At 49.3% G+C, this 1,230-nt stretch carries 1 protein-coding gene; it reads right to left on the bottom strand.

What is annotated here, in order from left to right; translation table 11 throughout:
• Window positions 1-316 precede the first annotated feature (316 nt).
• Window positions 317-1,093, bottom strand: a complete 777-nt coding sequence (locus LWH94_RS19185; RefSeq protein WP_232903308.1) for a metallophosphoesterase family protein — start codon at window positions 1,091-1,093, stop codon at window positions 317-319.
• Between the last annotated feature and the right edge of the window lie 137 nt (window positions 1,094-1,230).

A 1,230-nucleotide genomic window follows, 5' to 3' on the forward strand; every position in this document is an offset into this window, starting at 1 on the left:
GAAATGGACGATGCCGATCCGTGATTGGAAGCCGGCACTGAATCGCTTTATTATCGAATTCGGTGACCGCCTGGACGGTCACCTGTAATGGGGTGGGCAGTTACACAGATTTATTTACAGGCTCAAAGTAAGTGAAACTAGGGGGCTTCTGCTCAAGCTGTTTACCTTATGTGTGGATGGACTGACGTGCCCCCTAGTAGCCGCTCAGCTGTTTTTAGTTTTTATCGATCGCTGATCTCAGTCGTTACTATACGTAAAACTAAAAATGTTTGCGTATAAGGCAAAAACATCATTATTCTCTTTCAGAAATAGATGCTCATTGAATATTCGCGCAAATGATATAAACGCGCTTATCAACATTAAGTGCCTGATTATCCCCAACGGAAATGTATGGTTTGTGCCAAGGAGTATGGCCGAAAAGGACGATGCTACGCCCCTCCCGCAAAAGGTGATCAGTAATAGATGGGGAACCAACTTGGTTATTCACTGCATCTTCCGGGCCTTGGTGCAGAAGAATTATATCATTCCTACTGCCAGTCACGTTCTGAAGGCATTTGAGAAACACTTCTTCGGGCTTCCGCTGGTTACGGTTGCTGCTCCCGATGATCCCGCTCACACCACCCACTTTGATTCCTGCAACGTCACAAGACGTGCCATCCAAAACTCTCGCATTCACTGCCAAGTCGATAGGGTTGATCGTATCGTGGTTACCAAGAACACCAACGACTGAGTCAACCCTGGATGCGAACGCATTCCAAACAGAAGTTACATCACCAGTTCCCCCAAGCTTGTGAAGGTCGGGATAATCGTAAAGATCGCCGGCTAAGAGCGCAAAATTTACTTCGGGGATCTCCCCTAGTTCCGACAGCAACGCAATCTCTTCAGCAACCACTTCGCCCACCAACCGGTTCCGTCTCCTGTCTAATTCGCGCCCCTGAAGATCTGAAGTTACAACAAAAGACGAAAGGCCTGGTGGCAAGTCTGCCCATACTTTGTAAAAGGGCAAAACGACTTTCTTGACCTGCCCCCCACGGCCAGAAGATCGAAACATAAGCTGATGAAAAGGGGTATCTGACACCTCAAGTAGTTGCATTCCGCACTCTCCTGCGTAAACCGCTGAAGGTTGCCACCCATTCCACGTGAAGCCTGCCACCCGGACCGGAGCAAGGCTGCCACCCATCGGAGCGTAGCGACGCGGGGTTTCTCTTCTTACTCCGAAGTCTCAGTGCC

The sequence above is a fragment of the Marinobacter sp. G11 genome (assembly GCF_021282325.1).
GTDB lineage: Bacteria > Pseudomonadota > Gammaproteobacteria > Pseudomonadales > Oleiphilaceae > Marinobacter > Marinobacter vinifirmus.

Excerpts from the sequence above, each read along its gene's own strand:
- LWH94_RS19185 (WP_232903308.1), bottom strand. The coding sequence starts at position 1,093 with ATGCAACTACTTGAGGTGTCAGATACCCCTTTTCATCAGCTTATGTTT.